This is a genomic window from Bradyrhizobium sp. 22 (assembly GCF_000482425.1).
Taxonomy (GTDB): Bacteria; Pseudomonadota; Alphaproteobacteria; order Rhizobiales; family Xanthobacteraceae; genus Bradyrhizobium; species Bradyrhizobium japonicum_B.
On sequence record NZ_KI519400.1, the window covers coordinates 1689703 to 1709028 of the forward strand.

Annotated in this window: 17 protein-coding genes; 10 read left to right on the plus strand and 7 right to left on the minus strand. The window is 66.3% G+C overall.

The annotated features are described in order from the left end of the window. Window positions 1-67 precede the first annotated feature (67 nt). The 4 genes from K410_RS0133405 (at window position 68) to K410_RS0133420 (ending at window position 2973) form a co-directional block, all read left to right on the plus strand. Window positions 68-487: an HIT domain-containing protein gene (locus tag K410_RS0133405; protein WP_028138901.1), complete on the plus strand. Its 420-nt coding sequence runs from the start codon at window positions 68-70 to the stop codon at window positions 485-487. Window positions 488-497: 10 nt separating this feature from the next. Continuing rightward, window positions 498-1436, plus strand: coding sequence for an NAD(+) diphosphatase (gene nudC / locus K410_RS0133410; protein ID WP_028138902.1), 939 nt, complete (start codon window positions 498-500; stop codon window positions 1434-1436). Window positions 1437-1442: 6 nt separating this feature from the next. After that, window positions 1443-2396 carry a sugar kinase gene (locus tag K410_RS0133415; RefSeq protein WP_028138903.1) on the plus strand — a complete coding sequence of 318 codons (954 nt, stop codon included), beginning with the start codon at window positions 1443-1445 and terminating at the stop codon, window positions 2394-2396. A 67-nt stretch (window positions 2397-2463) separates the two neighbouring features. Next, on the plus strand, window positions 2464-2973 hold the full coding sequence (locus K410_RS0133420) for an Lrp/AsnC family transcriptional regulator (RefSeq protein ID WP_028138904.1): 510 nt from the start codon (window positions 2464-2466) through the stop codon (window positions 2971-2973). Between the two features lie 64 nt (window positions 2974-3037). On the opposite strand, the gene K410_RS0133425 is transcribed toward K410_RS0133420, so the two are convergent. Next, window positions 3038-4387, minus strand: coding sequence for a sensor histidine kinase (locus K410_RS0133425; protein WP_028138905.1), 1350 nt, complete (start codon window positions 4385-4387; stop codon window positions 3038-3040). Continuing rightward, a complete protein-coding gene (locus tag K410_RS0133430; RefSeq protein ID WP_028138906.1) occupies window positions 4387-5109 on the minus strand; it encodes a response regulator in 723 nt (240 codons plus the stop codon). Before K410_RS0133430 ends, K410_RS0133425 begins: the two co-directional genes overlap by 1 nt. A gap of 183 nt (window positions 5110-5292) precedes the next feature. Between K410_RS0133430 and K410_RS0133435 the strand changes: the two genes are divergently transcribed. From K410_RS0133435 to K410_RS0133445, 3 genes are all read left to right on the plus strand, one after another. Next, complete coding sequence (locus tag K410_RS0133435; protein WP_028138907.1) at window positions 5293-5514, plus strand: hypothetical protein; 222 nt, start codon at window positions 5293-5295, stop codon at window positions 5512-5514. Between the two features lie 73 nt (window positions 5515-5587). Continuing rightward, complete coding sequence (locus tag K410_RS37640) at window positions 5588-5908, plus strand: cysteine rich repeat-containing protein (RefSeq protein WP_049820426.1); 321 nt, start codon at window positions 5588-5590, stop codon at window positions 5906-5908. A gap of 10 nt (window positions 5909-5918) precedes the next feature. Next, window positions 5919-6758, plus strand: a complete 840-nt coding sequence (locus tag K410_RS0133445) for a sterol desaturase family protein (protein WP_028138908.1) — start codon at window positions 5919-5921, stop codon at window positions 6756-6758. Window positions 6759-6770: 12 nt separating this feature from the next. Here the strand turns inward: K410_RS0133445 and K410_RS0133450 are convergent, their stop codons facing one another. The 4 genes from K410_RS0133450 to K410_RS0133465 all read right to left on the minus strand — a co-directional run bounded on the left by K410_RS0133450 (window position 6771) and on the right by K410_RS0133465 (window position 13133). Beyond that, on the minus strand, window positions 6771-8270 hold the full coding sequence (locus K410_RS0133450; RefSeq protein WP_028138909.1) for a phosphomannomutase/phosphoglucomutase: 1500 nt from the start codon (window positions 8268-8270) through the stop codon (window positions 6771-6773). A gap of 188 nt (window positions 8271-8458) precedes the next feature. Then, window positions 8459-8971: a TIGR02281 family clan AA aspartic protease gene (locus K410_RS0133455; protein WP_028138910.1), complete on the minus strand. Its 513-nt coding sequence runs from the start codon at window positions 8969-8971 to the stop codon at window positions 8459-8461. A gap of 252 nt (window positions 8972-9223) precedes the next feature. After that, the gene (gene hrpB / locus K410_RS0133460; protein WP_028138911.1) at window positions 9224-11698 is read right to left on the minus strand and encodes an ATP-dependent helicase HrpB; all 2475 of its coding nucleotides are present in this window, start codon (window positions 11696-11698) and stop codon (window positions 9224-9226) included. Window positions 11699-11816: 118 nt separating this feature from the next. After that, a complete protein-coding gene (locus K410_RS0133465) occupies window positions 11817-13133 on the minus strand; it encodes a UDP-glucose dehydrogenase family protein (protein ID WP_028138912.1) in 1317 nt (438 codons plus the stop codon). Window positions 13134-13335: 202 nt separating this feature from the next. Here K410_RS0133465 and K410_RS0133470 point away from each other — a divergent pair, with 202 nt between their 5' ends. From K410_RS0133470 to K410_RS0133480, 3 genes are all read left to right on the plus strand, one after another. Further along, entirely contained in the window at window positions 13336-14403 is a 1068-nt protein-coding gene (locus tag K410_RS0133470) for an acyltransferase family protein (RefSeq protein WP_028138913.1), read from the plus strand. A 152-nt stretch (window positions 14404-14555) separates the two neighbouring features. Further along, window positions 14556-17657 (plus strand): DNA polymerase I, encoded by a 3102-nt coding sequence (gene polA / locus K410_RS0133475; protein ID WP_028138914.1) that lies wholly within the window; start codon window positions 14556-14558, stop codon window positions 17655-17657. Window positions 17658-17835: 178 nt separating this feature from the next. Beyond that, window positions 17836-18471 carry a LysE family translocator gene (locus tag K410_RS0133480; protein WP_028138915.1) on the plus strand — a complete coding sequence of 212 codons (636 nt, stop codon included), beginning with the start codon at window positions 17836-17838 and terminating at the stop codon, window positions 18469-18471. Window positions 18472-18590: 119 nt separating this feature from the next. On the opposite strand, the gene K410_RS0133485 is transcribed toward K410_RS0133480, so the two are convergent. Beyond that, window positions 18591-19217 carry a glutathione S-transferase family protein gene (locus tag K410_RS0133485; protein WP_028138916.1) on the minus strand — a complete coding sequence of 209 codons (627 nt, stop codon included), beginning with the start codon at window positions 19215-19217 and terminating at the stop codon, window positions 18591-18593. Window positions 19218-19326: the final 109 nt, after the last annotated feature.

Genomic DNA, 19326 nt, shown 5'->3' on the forward strand with positions numbered 1-19326 from the left:
GGCGCATACGCATGTTGTCTGGGGACCTGGTCTCTGCGACGGTAAGAATCAATCCAGAGAAGCCTTCATGTCCGAACCCGCCTGGTCGCTGCACTCCCGACTGAAAGAAGACACCATCGACATCGGCGATCTGCCGCTGTCCAAGGTGCTGGTCATCAAGGACGCGCATTATCCCTGGCTGCTGCTGGTGCCGCGGCGACCCGATGCAGTCGAGATCATCGATCTCGACGAGGTGCAGCAGGCGCAACTGATGACGGAGATCTCCCGCGTCTCGCGCGCGCTGAAGGAGGTCACCAAATGCGACAAGCTCAATATCGCGGCGCTCGGCAATCTGGTGCCGCAGCTGCACGTCCACATCATCGCGCGTCGCACCAGTGACGCCGCCTGGCCGCGGCCGGTCTGGGGCGTGATGCCGCCCTTGGCGCACGACGCCGCAGAGGTTCAGAATTTCATCAGTGTGCTTCGCCGCAAGATCTGGTTGGGTTGAAAGATCGATAATGTCAGCATTCGACGCATTTCCGCTGGGGCAGCCGGCCTTCGTCACCAACATCCTCGACCGCGCCGCGCATCTGCGCCGCGACGAGCAGAAGCTGTTCGCGATGGAGCAGAAGCCGTCCTCGCGCGCCTATGTCGTCTACCGCGACTCGTTGCTGGTCAAGCGCGAGGGCGACAAGGTCCGCGCACTGCTCACGATCGACGAGGCGCTGAAGTGCGGCGCCAATCCCGGCACGATCTTCCTTGGGCTTCGCGACGGCGCCGCGATGTTCGGCATGGGCCTGTCGCAGGCCGCCGCCGAGAAGCTGGTGGGACGCGAGGACTACACGTTGACCGAGCTGCGCGGCATGGCGATGCAGGGCGCGATCCCCCCCGGCGAGCTCTCAGCGATCGCGATGGCGAAGTCGATGGTGAGCTGGCACCAGCGCCACGGCTATTGCGCCAATTGCGGCGCGCGCAGCGCGATGAAGGAAGGCGGCTGGAAGCGCGATTGTCCGACCTGCAAGGCCGAGCATTTTCCGCGGACCGATCCGGTCGTGATCATGCTGGTGGCCTCCGGCGACAAGTGCCTGCTCGGCCGCCAGAAGCAGTTTCCGCCCGGCATGTATTCCTGCCTCGCCGGTTTCGTCGAGGCCGCCGAGACCATCGAAGATGCGGTGCGCCGCGAGATCCTGGAAGAATCCGGCATTCGCTGCACCGACGTGCAATATTACATGACCCAGCCCTGGCCCTATCCGTCGTCGCTGATGATCGGCTGCAGCGCGCGGGCCGTGAGCGAGGATATCGTCGTCGACCGCATGGAGCTGGAGGACGCGCGCTGGTTCACGCGCGAGGAGGCCGCCCTGATGCTGACGCGGACGCATCCGGACGGGCTCGCCGGCCCGCATCCCTTCGCTATCGCCCACCACCTGCTCGGCCGCTGGGTCCACGACAAGAGCTGACCGCCGATGGCGCAACTTGAGGCCGCGCCGCGCATCCTCTGCGTCGGCATTCCCGTGCGCGACCTCACCTTTCGGGTCGCAGCCGTGCCCGCGCGCGGCAGCAAGGCCAACGCCACGCATCTCGCCGAGATCTGCGGCGGCAATGCGCTCAATGCCGCCATCGCGATCGCACGGCTCGGCGGCCGCGTCGCGTTCGCAGGACCGATGGGTGACATTCGCGAGACATCGAGCGGCTTCATCCTCGCGCAGATGGCGCAGGAGGGCATCGACACCACGCACATCGTGCGCATGCCCGATGTGACCACGCCGGTCTCCGCGATCATGATCGAGCCTTCGGGCGAGCGGACGCTCACGATCTATCGCGATCCCCGTCTATGGACCGTGAAGCTGCCCGACGCCGAGAAATTGCTCGCCGATTGCCGGGCCCTGCTGGTCGAAAGCCGCTGCGCCGCGTTCGCGATCTCCCTCTGCACCGAGGCACGCCGGCGCGGCATTCCCGTCATTGTCGGCGTCGACCGCGCGATGGCGCTGCAGGACGGCCTGCTCACGGCGGCATCGCATCTGTTGTTCGCCAGCGAGCAGATGCAGGAGACCGCCGGCATCGCCGACGACGGCGGGGCCTTGAGGTGCCTGGCCGGCCTGACGCCCGCCTTCCTCGCGGCCACCCGCGGTCCGAATGGCACAATCTGGCTGAACGAGACAGGCGCGCTCGAGGAGACGCCGGCCTTCGCGGTCGAGGCGGTCGATACGCTTGGCGCCGGCGACGTCTTCCATGGCGCCTTCACGCTAGGCTTGGCCGAAGGCGAGCACGTGCGGGAGGCGCTGCGATTCGCCGCGGCTGCCGCAGCACTGAAGTGCACCCGCCACGGCGGCGGCCTGGCGGCCCCGCAACGTATTGAAGTCGAAGAACTTTTGCGCTCCGCCCCAGTGCTGGGAGCCGGCGGGGGGCCGCGACAATGAGCTTGCTCTAGAAATATTTTCTATGTATCAGGGAAATATACCCCTGAAATGGAACAAAGTTCTTCAAATGACTGATGTCGCCGTCCAGGTCCCCGAGACCAGCCGCCGCCTCGATGCCATCGACCGCAAGATCCTGATGGTGCTCCAGGAGGATGCCTCGCTGTCCGTCGCCGAGATCGGCGACCGCGTCGGCCTGTCCTCGACCCCCTGCTGGAAGCGCATCCAGCGGCTGGAGGCCGACGGCGTGATCATCAAGCGCGTCGCCCTCGTCGACCAGAACAAGATCGGCCTCGGCATCTCCGTGTTCGTGTCGGTCGAAAGCTCCGACCATTCCGACGCCTGGCTGAAGAAGTTCGCCGAAGCCGTCAGCGCCATGCCCGAGGTGATGGAGTTCTACCGCATGGCCGGCGACGTCGATTACATGCTGCGCGTCGTGGTCGCGGACATGCAGGCCTATGACGTGTTCTACAAGAAGCTGATCAGCGCCGTGCCGCTGAAGAACGTCACCTCGCGCTTCGCGATGGAGAAGATCAAGTCCGTCACGGCATTGCCGATTCCCGCGGTGGTGGCGGCCTGACGCCGATTCTCATTCTGACGCGTTTTCTTCCCGCGAGCCGGTATCCACTTCGCTCGAAAACGCTTCAAGCCGGCTGAAACACCGGCAGGGTGACGCTGACGCGCGTGCCTCCGCCCGGCGACGCGCCGATCTCGATCGTTCCGCCATGGGCCTCGACCAAATTGCGGACGACCGCGAGGCCGAGGCCGGCACCGCCGGTCGCGCGATTGCGCGACTTCTCCATCCGGTGGAACGGCTCCAGCACGGTCTGGCGTTGATCGGCGGGAATGCCCGGCCCCTCGTCGTCGATCGAGACGACGACGGCACCGTCCTTCAGGGCCGCGCGCACATGCGCGGCATGGCCGTAGGCGAGAGCGTTGTCGATGATGTTGGCGAAGACCCGCCGCAGGGCGAGCCGGTCGCCGAGCACGACGACGTTGCGCGCACGCTCGTCCGCGACCAGATCGACGACCGCACCCTGGACGCGACGGTCGTGAACGTCGCCCGCCACCAGCGCGGCCAGCTCGATCATCTCCTGCGACAATCCGCCGGCGCCCGCCCGCGTCGACAGCAGCGCGTCGTCGAGCAGCCGGATCATGTCGTCGATATCGGCCACCGCCCGCTGCCGCTCGGCATCATCAGGGATATGCTCGACGCGCAGCCGCAGCCGTGTCGCAAACGTCCTGACGTCGTGGGCGATGCCGCCAACCAGCGTCATGCGTGCACGCAGCATCTCGGCGAGCCGGCCCTGCAGGCGGTTGAATGCGGCGATGACGGCGCGGATCTCCGGCGCGCTGCGTCGCGCATCCGGCAATGGCGGCGGATCGGCCGACAGGTCGACGCGATCGACGGCGGCGGCGAGTTGCGCCAGCGGCCGCGTCTCGCGTTGCATGACGAGCAGCGCCAGCAGCGCCACGACCGACCCGAACAGGCCTGCCCCGAAGCCGACGGGCAGGCCGAACGGGGTGACCGGCAGGCGGGTATAGGCATCGATGATCAGCAACTCGCCACTGCGCAGACCGATGCGGAATTCGACCGCATTCGCCATCAACCGCGCGAGGCGGGGAAACCATCGACTGCCGCGATGGTTCGGCGGCGACACGATCTCGACCGGACGGCCCGCAAGGCCGGCCGCGTAGCTGTCGCGCAGTTCCTGCTGCTGCGGCGGAGTCTCGCCGCCGACCGGCGCACCCGACGGTACGATGCGCACCGTGAACTGCGGCGAAGTCACCGCATCGAGCACCTCCTGCCGTGAGCCGGCCGCCGTCCGCTCCAGCAGCGTGGCCAGCGCATCGAGACGTGCCGGCGAGGGCCGCGTCAGCTCGTTCTCGCGCAGGGTGGTCCGGTAGAAGATCGCGACGACCACGGTACTCACCAAGATAAATCCCACCAGCCCGATCAGGGCGAGCCGCGCCGCGAGTGTCACGCGCAGCATCACGACACCTGTTTGACGGACGCGGTGAACAGATAGCCGCCGTTGCGCACCGTCGTGATCAGGTTTGAGCCGGGGCTGGCGCCATCGAGCTTGCGGCGCAGCCGCGAGATCAGCATGTCGACGGTGCGATCAAACGGCTCCGCCGAACGTCCCCGCGTCCAGTCGAGGATCTGGTCGCGCGTGAGCACCCGGCGCGGCCGCTGCACGAAGCAACCGAGCAGGTCGAACTCGGCGCTGGTCAATTGCAGCTCCGGCGACTCGGCCTCGACCGTCTCGACACTGCGTGCATCGAGATCGATCACGAAGCGGTCGAACGCAAACCGCCTAACCAGCGGCTTTACCGGAGCCCCGCTGGCACGGCGCAGGATGGCGCGAACCCGCGCCAGCAGCTCGCGCGGACCGAACGGCTTGGTGAGATAGTCGTCCGCCCCCATCTCGAGGCCGACCACGCGATCGATCTCGTCGCTCTTGGCGGTGAGCATCAGGATCGGGAGGGAATCGTCGGCGCGCAAGCGGCGGCAGATCGAAAGCCCGTCCTCGCCCGGCAGCATCAAGTCGAGAATGACGAGGTCGGGCCGCAGGCGCTGGAGCATCGAATCCATCGCCTTGCCGTCGGCGACGCAGGCGACCTCAAACCCCTCGCGCCGCATGAAGTCGGCGACGAGGCGGCTGATCTCGGGATCGTCCTCCACCATGAGGATCGTGGCCGAATGCGCGTTCATCAACCGCATCTTGGACGATCACGCGTTCCGCGCAAGGGCAGCGGCGCCGTTGTTACATAGTGTTACACGGTGTCGACAAAGCCCTAACAATCGTTTCGTCCGGGCAATGCGGCGCAGACGCCGCGGCTCCAGTCTCCGCTCTACGGCTCCAGTTCACGGCAGCCCCCAGAAGGAGACGACGACATGACCAAGCTTTTCCTCACCTCCCTCGTCATCGGCACCCTGTCGGTCGCCGCGGCGGCCGACGCCAACGCCTGGACGAGGTCGGCGACAGCAACCGGACCGCGCGGCACCTCCCACGTCACCGCGACGGGAAGCTGCGCCTACGGAAGCTGCACGCGCAGCGTGACGCGCACCGGTCCTGCCGGCAACACCTACACCCGCACCGGCACGATCTCGCGCTGACGCAGCGCCGCCGTCGCCGCGCCAGCCCCCGCGGCGACGGCGAGCCTTGTCCCGATCAGAAAGGACCATCACCGTGTCATCGATCTTCCATCCCATCGTACTGTCACGACTTGCAGTCATCGTCGCCCTCGGCGTCGCGACCGCGACCGCGACCTTCGCGCTTGCCCAAACCCAGCTGCAAACCCAGATGACGCCGCAGATGCGCAGCGAAGCGAGGAGCCTGATGCAGGCCTGCCGCACCGACTTCGACAAGCTATGCAGCAACGTCACGCCGGGCGGCGGACGCGTCCTCGCCTGCCTGCAATCCCATGCCGGCCAGCTCTCCTCGTCCTGCGCCCAAACGTTGCCCCGTGCCCAGGCGCTGCGCAACAGTGCCGGCGCGGCGCCGAAGTAGGAGGGATGTCGTGGGCTACGCTTCACTCCTGCTCGATCCGGGGCTCAGGCGCATGATCCTCGCAACCGCGCTCGGCCTGATGCTGCTCGAGTATGGCATCGGCCGCCTCGCGCATCGCGATACCCACGACTGGCGCGAGAGTGTCGCCTCGTTCGGCGTGGCCCTCGGACAGAATCTGCTGCGCGGGGTCGAGGCAGGCATTCTCGCGATGCCGTTCGCGTTCCTGTACGAGCACCGCCTGTTCGACTTTGCGCAGACCGGTCCGCTTGCACTCGCAGGGTTATTCCTGGGCAGCGAGTTCCTGTATTATTGGCAGCATAGCGCCTCGCATCGCATTCGCTGGATGTGGGCGACGCATTCGGTGCATCACTCGACGACGCGGCTGAACTTGACCGCCGCGATCCGGCTCGGCTGGACCGGAAACGTCTCGGGCAATTTCCTGTTCTTCCTGCCGCTGGCGCTGATCGGATTTCATCCGCTCGCGATCGTGGCAATGCTCGGCGTCAACCTGCTCTACCAGTTCTTCATCCACAGCCAGTTCGGGCCGAAGCTCGGCATCCTGGAATGGGTGCTCAACACGCCGAGCCACCATCGCGTGCATCATGCCTGCAACGAGCCGTGCCTCGACAAGAATTACGGCGGCATCCTGATCGTGTTCGACCGCCTGTTCGGGACCTTTGCCGAACGGCCCTCCGACCAGCCGCTCCGCTTCGGTCTCGTCGGCGGCATACCATCCTTCAACCCGATCCGGATCGCGCTCGGCGAATGGATCGCGATGCTGGGCGACGCCCGGAAGGCGCAGGGCGCGGCCGCGAAGCTCCGCACCCTGTTCGGCCCGCCCGGAGGCTGAGCGCGCAGGCGCTCAGATCTTCTGGTTGTACTCGCCGACTTCGGGATGCGTGCGCAGCACGCTGTTCACCATCTCGAACATGTCGTGCATACGCTGCTCGGAGACCGGGCTCTCGACCACGACGACGAGCTCGGGCTTGTTGGAGGAGGCGCGCACCAGGCCCCAGCTGCCGTCCTCGACCGTGACGCGCACGCCGTTGACGGTGACGAGATCGCGGATCGACTGGCCGCCGATCTTGGCGCCCTTGGCCTGCAGGCCCTCGAAGTGCTTCACCACCTGGTCGATGACGCCGTACTTGGTCTCGTCGGCGCAGTGCGGCGACATGGTCGGCGACGACCAGGTCTTCGGCAGCGCGTCCTTCAGATCTGCCATCGACTTGCCCGGCGCGCGGTCGAGCATGTCGCAGATCGCGATCGCCGAGACCAGGCCGTCGTCATAGCCGCGGCCATAGGGCTTGTTGAAGAAGAAATGGCCCGACTTCTCGAAGCCCGCGAGCGCGCCCGTCTCGTTGGTGCGCCGCTTCATGTAGGAATGACCGGTCTTCCAATAGTCGGTCCTGGCGCCCTGCTTCTGCAGCACGGGATCGGTGACGAACAGGCCGGTCGACTTCACGTCGACTATGAAATGCGCGTCCTTGTGGATCGCCGACATGTCGCGCGCCAGCATCACGCCGACCTTGTCGGCGAAGATCTCCTCGCCGGTATTGTCGACGACGCCGCAGCGGTCGCCGTCGCCGTCGAAGCCGAGGCCGACATCGGCCTTGTGGTGCAGCACCGCATCGCGGATCGCGTGCAGCATCTCCATGTCTTCCGGATTCGGATTGTATTTCGGGAAGGTGTGGTCGAGCTCGGTGTCGAGCGGGATCACCTCACAGCCGATCGCCTCCAGCACCTGCGGCGCGAAGGCGCCGGCGGTGCCGTTGCCGCAGGCCGCGACCACCTTCAGCTTGCGCGTGAGCTTCGGACGAGAGGTGAGATCGGCGATGTAGCGCGCCGGGTAATTCTCGTGGAATTGGTAGGAGCCGCCCGCCTTGTTCTTGAATTCGGCATTGAGCACGATCTCCTTCAGCCGCGTCATCTCGTCGGGACCGAAAGTGAGCGGACGGTTGGCGCCCATCTTCACGCCGGTCCAGCCGTTGTCGTTGTGCGAGGCCGTGACCATGGCGACAGCGGGCACGTCGAGATCGAATTGCGCGAAATAGGCCATCGGCGTCACCGCAAGACCGATGTCGTGCACCTTGCAGCCCGCCGCCATCAGGCCGGAGATCAGCGCATATTTGATCGAGGCCGAGTAGCCGCGGAAATCGTGGCCGGTCACGATCTCCTGTTTGACGCCGAGCTCGGCGATCAACGCGCCCAGCCCCATGCCGAGCGCCTGCACACCCATCAGGTTGATTTCCTTCTGAAACAACCAGCGCGCATCGTATTCGCGAAATCCCGTCGGCTTCACCATCGGCTCGGATTCGAAGGCGTAGGTGTTGGGCAACAATACGGATTTCGGCTTCGGGAACATGAGACGGTCTCGTGAATGGGCAGGAAATGAGGCAGCCTTAGCGAATGCCAGGCCACAGCGGAAGGCGGGAATGCAGGCTTATGGCCGATAATTGCGGCAGTTTGGTAACGAAGAAACATTACCGCGAGGGCGGCCGAGGCAACAAATCTCTTTTGAAATGAACTGCGGCTGATCGCAACCGGCTCTGCCTATTGCTCCAGCACCATCTGGCCGTTGGCATATTCGAACCGCTTCAGGCGGGACAGGAAGGAGAGGCCGAGCAGGTTCTCCGACAGCGCCGCGTCGGGCAGCACCATGGCGTCGACGTCGCGCACGATGAGACCGCCGACGTCGAGCATGGCGATGCGGGCGCGGGCGGCCTTGATGGTGCCGTTGGCGGTGGAGACGGTGGCGTTGTACTCGCTGCGCGAGGGACGCAGGCCAAAGCGGGCCGCCGAGGTCTCATTGAGCGCGACCACGGAGGCGCCGGTGTCGACCATGAAGCCGATGCGCTGGCCGTCGATCCGGCCCTCGGTCTGGAAATGACCGCGGCCGTCGCGGGAAATGGCGAGGCTACGGCCGCCGGTCGGCTCGGTCGACGCAACCGCGACCGTCGTGCGCGGCGCTGAGGTGGCGGAAGCCGAGCTCATCTTGTCCGCCATCTGCGCCATGAAGGTGCCGAGGCCGATCATGACGGCCGCGATGATCATAATGTTACGCATCACACCACTTCCGAGCCGAAAGCCCGATTTCACCATGCGGCACGCCCGACCGCGAGCGAAGCCGCCGTTGGAGCGCCGCTATTTTGACGAAAAGGATGAGCGGACGGTTAATGCGATGGTGTCACGGCGACCCCAGGTCCTCATCCTGAGGAGCCGCGAAGCGGCGTCTCGAAGGATGGCCGCACGCGAGATCCGGGCCTACATGGTTCGAGACGCGTGTTCCGCGCTCTTCACCATGAGGGTCGAATTCCGTCACGTCCCGCGCGGCTTCGCCCGCCGGGTCGGCAATGCATTGGCCGGATCGTCGGGCCAGGGGTGGCGCGGGTAGCGGCCGCGCAGGTCGGAGCGGACCGCGTTGTAGCTGCCGCGCCAGAAGCCTGGGAGATCACGCGTCACCTGCACCGGGCGCTGTGCCGGCGACAGCAGCTCCAGCACCAGCGGCACCTTGCCGGCCGCGATCGAGGGATGGATGTTGAGGCCGAACAATTCCTGCAACCGCACCGCGATGGTCGGCCCCTGCTCGGCTTCGTAGTCGATCGCGAGCACGCTCCCCGTAGGCGCCTCGAAATGCGTCGGCGCCTCGCGGTCGAGCCGCGCGCGCATCTCCCAGGGCAGCAGCCCCATCAGCGCGTCCGAGAGGTCGCCCGGCGAAACGTCCTTGAGCGCGATCTTGTCGTAGAGCGCCGGCACCAGCCAGTCGTCGCGCCGGGCGATCAGCCCGGCGTCGGACAAATCCGGCCAACTGTCGCCCTCGGCCTTGCGCAGGAACATGACACGGTCGCGCCACTGCTTGGCGGCCTTCGACCAGGGCAGCCGATCGAGCCCCGCGGCGATCAACCCATCTGCAAGAATGCGGGCGGTGTCCTCGGATGGCGACACGGCGAGGGTCGATTCGGACAGCGTGATCGCATGCAGCACGCGCTTGCGCCGCGCCCGCAGCGCCATCGCGCCGCGGTCGAACGAGATCTCGTCGGCGGTCTCGATGTGCTCGGCGAAATGGCTCTCGATCTCGCCCTCGGTGATCTGCGCGGCGAGCAGGATCCGCCCGCTCGCCGCCGTGCCCGTCATCTCGCCGATCGCGATATAGGGCGCGCGGGCGAGCGAGGAGGTCTGCTCGACGGACGCGCCGCGGCCATTGGCGAGCACGAAGCTGGCATTGCCGCGGTTGCGCGCGACGCGGTCCGGAAAGGCATAGGCGAGCATCAAACCGGTCGAGAGCTCCTCCGGCGGCCCGGCCTTCTCGGAAGCCGCCACCTGCGAGGCCCAGCGCCGCGCGAGGTCGCGCGCGCTGGCGGCACGCGGCGAGCGGTCGCGTCGGAACTGGTCGCGGCGATGCTCGAGATCGACACTGCCGCCGCCGAGGCCGCGCTCGGTGATGATGGCCGCGATCTCGGCGGCGGCCTCGCCTTCGCCCGCACGATGCGAATCCACGATCATCCGCGCCAGCCGCGGCGGCAGCGCCAGCGCGCGCAGGCTTTTTCCCTCCGCGGTGATGCGGCCGTCGCCATCGAGCGCGTTGAGCTCGGTCAGCAGGCTCTTCGCTTCCTTCCACGCCGGCCCCGGCGGCGGATCGAGGAACGACAGCGCAGCAGGGTCGCTGACGCCCCATTGCGCGAGATCGAGCACCAGCGAGGATAGATCCGCGCTGAGGATTTCGGGCTGGGTGTAGGGCGCGAGCGAGGCCGTCTGCGGCTCGTCCCAGAGCCGGTAGCAGACACCGGGCTCGGTGCGACCGGCGCGACCGCGGCGCTGGTCCACCGCCGCGCGCGAGGCGCGCACGGTCTCGAGCCGGGTCAGGCCGATATCGGGCTCGTAGCGCGGCACGCGGGCCAGGCCGGAATCGACCACGATGCGCACGCCCTCGATCGTCAGCGAGGTCTCCGCGATCGATGTCGCCAGCACCACCTTGCGCGTGCCCTTGGGCGCCGGCGCGATGGCACGATCCTGCACGGCGGCATCGAGCGCGCCGAACAGCGGCACGATCTCGATCGAGGCGTCCTGCACGCGCTCGCCGAGGAAATTCTGGGTGCGGCGGATTTCGGCGGCGCCCGGCAGGAAAGCCAGCACCGAGCCGCTGTCGCCACGAAGTGCGGACGCGATCGCATCCGCCATCTGTCGCTCGATCGGCGCATCCGCCTTGCGGCCGAGATAGCGCGTCTCGACCGGGAAGGCGCGGCCCTCGCTTTCGACGACGGGCGCATCGCCGAGCAGCTTGGCCACGCGCGCACCGTCGAGCGTTGCCGACATCACGAGGATGCGCAGATCCTCGCGCAGACCCGTTTGCGCATCGCGCGCCAGCGCGAGGCCCATGTCGGCATCGAGCGAGCGCTCGTGGAATTCGTCGAACAGGATGGCGGCAACGCCTGAGAGTTCGGGATCGTCGAGAATCTGGCGGGTGAAGATGCCCTCGGTCACCACCTCGATGCGGGTCGTGCGCGAGATCTTCGAGCCGAACCGGACGCGGTAGCCGACGGTCTCCCCGGTGCGTTCGCCCAGCGACTTGGCCATGCGGTCGGCGCTGGCGCGTGCCGCGATACGGCGCGGCTCCAGCACGATGATCTTCTTGCCCCTGGCCCAGGACGCGTCGAGCAAGGCCAGCGGCACGCGCGTGGTCTTGCCGGCCCCGGGCGGCGCCACCAGCACGGCGGCGTTGCTGGCCTCCAGCGTACGCGACAAATCGTCGAGCACGGAATCGATCGGGAGAGGCGTGTCGAAGCTGCGGGGCAAGATCTATCCACTCGTCATGCCCGGGCTTGTCCCGGGCATCCACGTCCTCGACCAGAAAACAGACGTGGATGGCCGGGACAAGCCCGGCCATGACGAATTTATGTGGAGGTGGGAACGATCAACCCTGCACCGGCGGGCGGCCGACGCTCTCATAGACGAAGCCGGCGGCTTCCATGTCCTCGGGGCGGTAGATGTTGCGGAGGTCGACGACGACGGGCTGCGCCATGACGCTCTTCAGCCGGTCGAGATCGAGCGCGCGGAACTGGACCCATTCGGTGACGATGACGAGCGCATCGGCCCCTTGCGCGCAGGAATAGGCGTCCTCGCAGTAGGTGATGTCGGGCAGCTCGCCCTTGGCCTGCTCCATGCCGACGGGATCGAACGCCTTGACCTTCGCGCCCATGTCGATCAGGCCCGTGACCAGCGGGATCGACGGCGCATCGCGCATGTCGTCGGTATCGGGCTTGAAGGTGAGGCCGAGCACCGCGACGGTCTTGCCGCGCAGATTGCCGCCGAGCGCCTGGCTCACCTTGCGCGCCATCGCGCGCTTGCGGTTCTCGTTCACGGCCAACACGGATTCGACGATGCGCAAGGAGACGTCGTAATCCTGCGCGATCTTGATCAGCGCCTTGGTGTCTTTGGGGAAGCAGGAGCCGCCGAAGCCCGGGCCGGCATGCAGGAACTTGGTGCCGATGCGGTTGTCGAGGCCAATGCCGCGCGCGACCTCCTGCACGTTGGCGCCGGCCTTTTCGGAGAGATCGGCGATCTCGTTGATGAAGGTGATCTTGGTCGCCAGGAACGCGTTGGCGGCGTATTTGATCATCTCGGCGGTGCGGCGCGCGGTAAACATCAGCGGCGCCTGGTTCAGCGACAGCGGGCGATAGATATCGCCCATCACCTTGCGGCCGCGCTCGTCGGAAGTGCCGACCACGATACGATCAGGAAACTTGAAGTCGCGGATCGCGGCGCCCTCGCGCAGGAACTCGGGGTTGGAGGCGACCACGACGTCGGCGTTCGGATTGGTCTCACGAATGATGCGCTCGACCTCGTCGCCGGTGCCGACCGGAACGGTCGACTTCGTCACCACGACGGTGAAGCCGGAAAGCGACTGCGCGATCTCCTTCGCAGCCGCGTAGACATAGGACAGATCGGCGTGGCCGTCGCCGCGGCGCGAGGGCGTGCCGACCGCGATGAAGACGGCATCGGCTTCTGCAACCGGCTGCTTCAGATCGGTGGTGAAGTCGAGCCGCTTGGCCTTGACGTTGGTCGCCACCAGCTCGTCGAGGCCGGGCTCATAGATCGGGATCTCGCCGCGGTGGAGCGCCGCGATCTTCTTCTCGTCCTTGTCGACGCAGGTGACGTCGTGACCGAAATCAGCAAAGCAGGCGCCGGACACCAGTCCCACATAGCCCGTGCCGATCATCGCGATACGCATGAAAATCCCTGTTTTTAGATTGGTTAACGAAAATGAAACCCCGGCGCGGGGCGGTTTAGCATTTTCTCGCAGGGAAGGAACAGTCCGCAGCGAAAAAAGCGGCACGGGAAGTGAATCGGTAAAGAAGTGGGAAACCGTAGCGGCCCCACACTGACCCACCCCCGAACAGGACGGGGCGGAACACGCCTCGAAAAGAGACACCATGGCACCATCAGGCACAATCGCAGGCAGCGGAGGCGTTGAGGCCACGGCTGCCGCACGTGTCGACTGGGTCGACTACGCCAAGGGCATCTGCATCATCATGGTCGTGATGATGCATTCGGTGCTGGGGGTCGAGCTCGCCGCCGGCGAGACCGGCTTCATGCATGTGCTCGTAGCCTTCGCAAAGCCGTTCCGGATGCCGGATTTCTTCCTGATTTCGGGCCTGTTCCTGGCGCTGGTGATCGACCGGGACTGGCGGACCTATCTCGACCGCAAGGTGGTGCATTTCGCCTATTTCTATGTCGTCTGGGTGACGATCCAGTTCGGCTTCAAGGCGCCCGGTTTCGCGGCGGAGACGAGCTGGCAGCATGTCGGCCTGATGTATTTGGAATCCTTCATCGAGCCGTTCGGCACGCTGTGGTTCATCTATCTGCTGCCGATCTTCTTCGTCGTCACAAAACTGACACGCAAGCTCCCGCCGCTCGCGATCTGGCTCGTCGCCGCCGCGCTCGAGACGGCCCGCATCACGACCGGCTGGACCGTCATCGACGAGTTCTGCGCCCGCTTCGTCTATTTCTATTCGGGCTATCTGTTCGCGCCTTACGTGTTCGCGCTGTCGGATCGCGCGCGCAGCCGTCCTGCACTCGCGCTTGCAGCGCTTGCGACCTGGGCACTGGTCAATGCCGGCCTCGTCGCAGCGGGCGCCAGCGAGTGGGCGATCGTCTCGCTCGCGCTCGGCTTCGCCGGCGCCTGCGCCATCATCGCGACCGGCACGCTGCTCGCGCGCGCGCAGTGGCTCAACTTCCTCCGCTTCTGCGGCGAGCATTCGATCGTGATCTATCTCGCCTTTTTCCTGCCGATGGCCGCGACGCGGACGCTGCTGCTGCGCACCGGCGTCATCCCCGACATCGGCACGGTGTCGCTGCTCGTCACCATCGCCGGCGTGCTCGGCGCGCTGGCGATCTGGCAGGCCGCGCTGCGCTTCAATGCGCGCTTCCTGTTCGAGCGGCCGGACGCGTTCTGGATCGCGCCGAAGAAAGCGGCGCCGGTGTTGCAGGCGGCGGAGTAGCTGCGATCCCGCTGTCGTCGCCCGGCTCGACCGGGCGACCGTACTGGATGCCCCGCTTTCGCGGGGAATGACAGTGGGGATAGCTGCGGCGACGCCTCAAAAACTCACGGTCTGAGGCTGTCAAAGTCCGCAAAAATTCATACATTGCGGCCATGCCCAAAACATCGCCGAAGACATCCTCGAAGAGCTCAGCCAAGGCTGACACCAAGGCCGCCGCCACGAAAGCCGCCGACAAGCCTGCTGCCAAGGCGACCGCTGCGCCAGCTGCTGCCAAGCCGGTTGCGGCCAAGGCCGCCGGCAAGGGCGACCACGTGTTCCTGGTCGACGGTTCCTCCTACATCTTCCGCGCCTACCACGCGCTGCCGCCGCTGAACCGCAAGTCCGACGGGCTGCAGGTCAACGCCGTGCTCGGCTTCTGCAACATGCTGTGGAAGCTGCTCCGCGAGATGCCCGAGGACAACCGGCCGACGCATCTGGCGATCATCTTCGACAAGTCGGAGATCACGTTCCGCAACAAGATCTATCCCGAATACAAGGCGCACCGGCCGCCGGCGCCTGACGACCTGATCCCGCAATTCGCGCTGATCCGCGAGGCGGTGCGCGCCTTCGACCTGCCCTGCCTGGAACAGACCGGCTTCGAGGCCGATGATCTCATCGCGACCTATGTGCGGCAGGCCTGCGAGCGCGGCGCCAGCGCGACCATCGTCTCCTCCGACAAGGACCTGATGCAGCTCGTGACCGATTGCGTCACCATGTACGACACCATGAAGGACCGCCGCATCGGCATTCCCGAGGTGATCGAGAAATTCGGCGTGCCCCCGAACAAGGTGGTGGAGGTACAGGCGCTGGCCGGCGATTCCACCGACAACGTGCCCGGCGTGCCCGGCATCGGCGTCAAGACCGCGGCGCAGCTGATCACCGAATATGGCGACCTCGACCAATTGCTGTTCCGTGCCGGCGAGATCAAGCAGCCCAAGCGCCGCGAGGCGCTGCTCGAGAATGCGGAGAAGGCCCGCATCTCGCGGCAGCTCGTGCTGCTCGACGACAAGGTCGAGCTCGAGGTGCCGCTCGACGATCTCGCCGTCCACGAGCCGGACGCGCGCAAGCTGATCGCCTTCCTCAAGGCGATGGAATTCACCACGCTGACGCGGCGCGTCGCCGAATATGCGCAGATCGATCCCGCCAATGTCGATGCCGACCCCGGCTATTCGAGCGGCGCCAGCGTGTTCACGCCGCTGCCGTCCTCGGACGTCGTACCCGCACCGGGGACCGGCACACCGGCGCAAGCCGCACAGAGCCGCCCCAACAAGTCGGCAAGCAAGGAGGACAAGGCTGCGAGCCCGAAGGGCGCGCCGATCTCGCTCGCCGCCGCGCGTGAGGAGGCGCTGCGCAAGCTTCCGGTCGATCGCAGCAAATACCAGGCGATCAAGACGCTCAAAGAGCTGAACGCCTTCATCGCCCGCGTCCACGATGCCGGCCATGTCGCGATCGAGATCAAGGCCAATTCCATCGATCCGATGCAGGCGGATCTCTGCGGCATCGCGCTGGCGCTGGCGCCGAACGATGCCTGCTACGTGCCGCTGGCGCACAAGCAGTCCGGCGGCGGCGCCGGCCTGTTCGACGCGGGCCTCGCGCCCGACCAGGTCAAGCATGCGGATGCGATCGAAGCGCTGCGGTCGGTGCTGGAATCGGCCGGCATCCTCAAGATCGGCTTCGACGTCAAGTTCAGCGCCGTGATGCTGGCGCAGCATGGCATCACCCTGCGCAACATCGACGATGCGCTCCTGATCTCCTACGTGCTCGATGCCGGCCGCGGCTCGCAAGCGCTGGAATCGCTGTCCGAGCGCTGGTTCGGTCATGCCATGATGAAGGAGAACGAGCTGCTCGGCAGCGGCAAGGGCAAGATCACCTTCGACCAGGTGCCGATCGACAAGGCCGCCGCGCTCTCGGCCGAAGGCGCCGACGTCGCCTTGCGGCTTTGGCGCGTGCTGAAGCCGCGGCTCGTCGCCGAGCATATGACCACGGTCTACGAGACGCTGGAGCGGCCGCTGGTGTCGGTGCTCGCGCGCATGGAGCGGCGCGGCATCTCGATCGACCGCCAGGTGCTGTCGCGGCTGTCCGGCGACTTTGCCCAGACCGCCGCGCGCGTCGAGGCCGAGATCCAGGAGATCGCGGGCGAGCCGGTCAATGTCGGCAGCCCCAAGCAGATCGGCGACATCCTGTTCGGCAAGATGGGACTATCAGGCGGCACCAAGACCAAGACCGGCGCGTGGTCGACCACAGCGCAGGTGCTGGACGAGCTCGCCGAGCAGGGCCACGACTTCCCGAAGAAGATTCTGGAGTGGCGCCAGGTCTCCAAACTGAAATCGACCTACACCGACGCGCTGCCGACCTATGTCAATCCGCAGACCCATCGCGTGCACACGACCTACGCGCTGGCGGCCACCACGACGGGCCGGCTGTCCTCGAACGAGCCGAACCTGCAGAACATCCCTGTTCGTACCGAGGACGGCCGCAAGATCCGCCGCGCCTTCGTCGCGACGCCCGGGCACAAGCTGGTCTCGGCGGATTATTCGCAGATCGAGCTGCGGCTGCTCGCCGAGATCGCCGACATTCCCGTGCTGAAGCAGGCGTTCCGCGACGGCCTCGACATTCACGCCATGACGGCGTCGGAGATGTTCGGCGTGCCGATCAAGGGCATGCCGAGCGAGATCCGCCGCCGCGCCAAGGCGATCAATTTCGGCATCATCTACGGCATCTCGGCGTTCGGCCTCGCCAACCAGCTCGGCATCGCGCGCGAGGAAGCCTCGGCCTACATCAAGAAGTATTTCGAGCGCTTCCCCGGCATCCGCGCCTACATGGACGAGACGCGCGACTTCTGCCGTAGCCACGGCTACGTCACCACGCTGTTCGGCCGCAAATGCCACTACCCCGACATCAAGGCCTCCAACGCCTCGGTGCGCGCCTTCAACGAGCGCGCCGCGATCAACGCGCGGCTCCAGGGCACCGCCGCCGACATCATCCGCCGCGCCATGACGCGGGTGGAGGACGCGCTCGCCGCGAAGAAGCTGTCGGCGCAGATGCTCTTGCAGGTGCATGACGAGTTGATCTTCGAGGTGCCCGACGCCGAGGTCGAGGCGACGCTGCCCGTCGTGCAGCACGTGATGCAGGACGCGCCGTTCCCGGCGGTGCTGCTCTCGGTGCCGCTGCACGTGGATGCGCGCGCGGCGAACAATTGGGACGAGGCGCACTAGCTATCTTCACCTCTCCGGCCTGCGCTCGCTGGCGCCACACGTTCGGTGTCGTCCCCGCGAACGCGGGGACGACGCTGGGGTGACATGCGGGGAACCGAATTGTCCTCCGAGCAATTGCGCGATGGTCCGGCACGGCCTCGCATATTAAAACCGGTGCATCTCCCGCACCGGTCCCGCCATGCCTCACACCTCCGCCCTGCTCGGCTTCGCCCTCGTCTGCCTAGGTCTCGTGCTGACGCCGGGACCGAACATGATCTATCTGATCTCGCGCTCGATCACGCAGGGACCGGCGGCCGGCATCGTCTCGCTCGGCGGTGTCGCATTCGGCTTCGTGTTCTACATGCTGTGCGCGGCGTTCGGCATCACCGCGCTGCTGCTCGCCATTCCCTTTGCCTATGATGCGCTGCGCTTTGCCGGCGCGGGTTATCTGCTCTGGCTCGCCTGGCAGGCGGTGAAGCCGGGCGGACGATCGCCGTTTCAGGTCAGGACGCTCGCGATCGACAGCCCGCGCAGATTGTTCGCGATGGGCTTCGTCACCAACCTGCTCAATCCGAAGATCGCGATGCTGTATCTGGCGCTGCTGCCGCAATTCATCGATCCCGCCGCCGGCAGCGTGCTGACGCAGTCGATCATGCTGGGCGCGATCCAGATCGCGATCAGCGTCAGCGTCAATGCGATGATCGCGCTCGCGGCCGGCTCGATCGCGCTGTTCCTGGCAAGCCGCCCGAGCTGGATGCTGGTGCAGCGCTGGCTGATGGGCACCGTGCTTGCCGGGCTCGCGGTGCGGATGGCGGTGGAAGCGAAGAAGGTGTGAGGCACGTTGTCATGCCCCGCGAAGGCGGGGCATCCAGTACGCCGAGGCAGCGCGGCTAGAATCGAACCGCCGCGGCGTACTGGATCGCCCGCTTTCGCGGGCGATGACACCGTCCAAAATCAATCCAGCTTCGCCTCCATGCCCCGCTTCACCGCCGGGCGGGCCATCAGGACCTCGTACCAGCGCTTGACGTTGGGGAAGTCGGCCAGATCAACCTTGTGGCGAGGGTGCCGCCAGGCCCAGCCCAGGATGGCAAAATCGGCGATCGAGAGCTCGCCGGCGACGAAGTCGCGCCCGTCCAGGCGGCGGTCCAGCACACCGTAGAGCCGGCGCGTCTCCGCCATGTAGCGCTTCAGGCCGTAGGCGCGGTCCTGCTCGTTCTCGAGCGCGATGAAATGGTGCACCTGGCCCGGCATCGGACCGAAGCCGCCCATCTGCCACATCAGCCATTCGTAGACGGGGATCCGCTGCCCGAGCGATTTTGGCAGGAATTTGCCGGTCTTTTCACCGAGATAGAGCAGGATCGCGCCGGATTCGAAGATGCTGACCGGCTTGCCGTCGGGGCCCTCGGGATCGACGATCGCGGGGATCTTGTTGTTCGGGGACAGCTTCAGGAATTCCGGCGCCATCTGCTCGCCCTTGGTGATGTTCACCGGGATCACCTTGTAGGGCAGCCCCATCTCCTCCAGCGCGACCGAGATCTTGCGGCCGTTCGGCGTGTTCCAGGTGTGCAGCTCGATGGTCATTCCCGTGTCCTTACCCAAGAGGCGTCGCGCCCGATCCGGGCCCTCAACTACTCCAGAAGGTCGCGCCCCCACAACCGGCGGCCGGGGATGGCCGATCCCTGTTGACGAG

Coding starts and splice junctions, on each gene's coding strand:
- K410_RS0133405 (WP_028138901.1), top strand. CDS start 68: ATGTCCGAACCCGCCTGGTCGCTGCACTCCCGACTGAAAGAAGACACC.
- nudC (WP_028138902.1), top strand. CDS start 498: ATGTCAGCATTCGACGCATTTCCGCTGGGGCAGCCGGCCTTCGTCACC.
- K410_RS0133415 (WP_028138903.1), top strand. CDS start 1,443: ATGGCGCAACTTGAGGCCGCGCCGCGCATCCTCTGCGTCGGCATTCCC.
- K410_RS0133420 (WP_028138904.1), top strand. CDS start 2,464: ATGACTGATGTCGCCGTCCAGGTCCCCGAGACCAGCCGCCGCCTCGAT.
- K410_RS0133425 (WP_028138905.1), bottom strand. CDS start 4,387: ATGCTGCGCGTGACACTCGCGGCGCGGCTCGCCCTGATCGGGCTGGTG.
- K410_RS0133430 (WP_028138906.1), bottom strand. CDS start 5,109: ATGAACGCGCATTCGGCCACGATCCTCATGGTGGAGGACGATCCCGAG.
- K410_RS0133435 (WP_028138907.1), top strand. CDS start 5,293: ATGACCAAGCTTTTCCTCACCTCCCTCGTCATCGGCACCCTGTCGGTC.
- K410_RS0133450 (WP_028138909.1), bottom strand. CDS start 8,270: ATGTTCCCGAAGCCGAAATCCGTATTGTTGCCCAACACCTACGCCTTC.
- K410_RS0133455 (WP_028138910.1), bottom strand. CDS start 8,971: ATGCGTAACATTATGATCATCGCGGCCGTCATGATCGGCCTCGGCACC.
- K410_RS0133465 (WP_028138912.1), bottom strand. CDS start 13,133: ATGCGTATCGCGATGATCGGCACGGGCTATGTGGGACTGGTGTCCGGC.
- K410_RS0133470 (WP_028138913.1), top strand. CDS start 13,336: ATGGCACCATCAGGCACAATCGCAGGCAGCGGAGGCGTTGAGGCCACG.
- polA (WP_028138914.1), top strand. CDS start 14,556: ATGCCCAAAACATCGCCGAAGACATCCTCGAAGAGCTCAGCCAAGGCT.
- K410_RS0133480 (WP_028138915.1), top strand. CDS start 17,836: ATGCCTCACACCTCCGCCCTGCTCGGCTTCGCCCTCGTCTGCCTAGGT.
- K410_RS0133485 (WP_028138916.1), bottom strand. CDS start 19,217: ATGACCATCGAGCTGCACACCTGGAACACGCCGAACGGCCGCAAGATC.